This window comes from Desulfosarcina sp., from assembly GCF_041551955.1.
Lineage (GTDB): Bacteria > Desulfobacterota > Desulfobacteria > Desulfobacterales > Desulfosarcinaceae > Desulfosarcina.
In genome coordinates this window covers 1-2045 of sequence record NZ_JBFELV010000610.1, presented here as the reverse complement: position 1 = coordinate 2045, position 2045 = coordinate 1, and the positions used below count along the sequence as shown (strand labels likewise).

The window sequence follows — 2045 nt, the reverse complement described above, 5'->3', positions numbered from 1 at the left end:
GCTGCTGAGAAACCAGGTTGACGATTTCGGAGCTGCTGACGATACCCTCCCGCACCAGGTATTCGCCCAATTTCATGTTGTTGCGCTTGTGATCGGCAACGGCCAGTTTGAGCTGATCTTCACTCAACAGCCCGCCATCGATAAGCATTTCGCCGAGTTTTTTCTTTTCTTTCACATGTCCACCAGCATCCTTCCGCGGCTCTGCTGTCGTCAATATCCCTTTCCTAAAAAAGGATCTGCAAAAAGAACGGTTTGGTCGGTCCAACCGGAAATGATTTCGGCGGAACCGGAAAACTCATCCGGCAAATTGGCCATCATTTTTTCGGCTGCGGCGTGATTAAAAAAATAGCCGGCGACATAGATGCCGTAGTGCAGTCCGGCTTGAGGGTCCCACTCGGTAATTACCCGCATCAATGGTGCGTCTTTGTCCTTGGCGGCGTTTATCGATCGTCGAAAAGCGAGGTCCAGCGAGTCGGCTTGATCCACTTTGAGCCACCACAGTGGGAATGTGCGTTGAACAAACGCCGACGGAAAGGCCGGAAAGGCAATGGTGTCTCCAACGCGGATGGCATCGGCATGGCCGATGTGAGGGTTGGCATCCAATACCGCCTGGAGGATACGCTCACGAAAATCACCATAGATAATCTTGACCATCAACCCCAACGTGTCGTTACGCTTCACGGTCAATGCGCCGAGCAGCGACGGTTGCACTTGTTTAGGACGATCTGTTTGCTGTGACGGCGACACTGAAGCGATTTTTTCACCAACCGGATCAGCGCCCCCCGGCTTATCGGGAATCAGGTCGGGCGGGGGGGGTGACGGCGATAACCCCGCGATTGGTCTGGCGGCTGGCGGTTCGTCGGCTGGCTGAAGGATGTCGGCAGTCGAAACATCCGCCAGCGGTTGCGCTGACGGGACCGGACGATCGGATTGCGCCATCGGCAATTCCATCGGCGGGGGGTGGATTGTTTTCGCGTTCTCCGGCATGGTTGTCGATGGGCCGCCGGTGACCGGCGTGGAGATTGATGGAAGCCAACCCGGGATAATCAGGTAGATCATTCCGATAGCGGCCATAAAAACCAACGCCGAAAAGATAAACGCCCGGCGGTTGCGATAGGTCTGCCCGCGCTGGGCCAGAGACCGGTCCTTGCAGGATCGGACCAGGCGCCAGCCGACCTTGGATCTGTTCTGGACAATCAGCGCCAGCATGCATTGGTGGCACAGGTTGATAATTTTTCTGGGGTACCCGCCTGTCGCGCGATAAATGGCATACAGGGCCATTCCTGTGAACAGCTTTGGCGGACGGGGTTGACTGCTGGCGTGTTTGATCCGGAAACCGATCATCCGGCGCGTGTCGGCGAGGCTCATCGGCCCCAAGAAATGGATCAGGTTTACCCGATCGGCAAGATTGGCACGATGGTCCAGGATCTCATGGAATTCCTCCTGGGCGAACAGAACGATTTGAAGCAGTTTATGATCATTGGTTTCGTAGTTTAACAGTTCTCTCAGGATTTCAAGGCAGAAGAGGGGAAGCTTCTGCCCTTCGTCGATGATCAGGACGATGGTTTTTTTCTCATCCACACCCTTTTGAAACAGATTGTGTTTGATTTTTTCCTTGAAACCATGCTCGTCGAGACCGCCGATGGTCGTGCCGGCGATCATGGAACCGATGCTTTCCAAAAAGGCCGCCGCTGAGTTGAACGATGGATCCAGAATCAGGTGGGATTCGATCGCAGGGTCTCCAGCGAATCTTTTCAGCAAGGTCCGGCACAAGGTCGTTTTTCCGGCGCCCACGGCGCCGATGACGATATTGAGACCTCGCTTCAGCCGAATGGCCAGTTCGAGCTTCTGCAGACAGTCCACATGCTGTCTGGACTGGAAAAAAAAATCCGGGTCCGGGGAATTGGAGAAAGGTTCCCGATCCAGGTTGAGTATGGTGAAATAATCCATAAAAGATATCGCCGTCAACACCGGGATCTTTGATGACGCCCGGCCCGTCTTTGGGTAGCTATTGAACCGGAGCCGCCTCGACCTTTGCCTTGGGC

General features: G+C 54.8%; 1 protein-coding gene. It reads right to left on the bottom strand.

What is annotated here, in order from left to right; all coding sequences use genetic code 11:
* Window positions 1-210: 210 nt before the first annotated feature.
* Window positions 211-1950 (bottom strand): AAA family ATPase, encoded by a 1740-nt coding sequence (locus tag ABYV26_RS24785; protein WP_372684023.1) that lies wholly within the window; start codon window positions 1948-1950, stop codon window positions 211-213.
* Window positions 1951-2045 lie beyond the last annotated feature (95 nt).

What these genes read in the sequence shown, in the direction of transcription:
- ABYV26_RS24785 (WP_372684023.1), bottom strand. Translation starts at nt 1,950, where the DNA reads ATGGATTATTTCACCATACTCAACCTGGATCGGGAACCTTTCTCCAAT.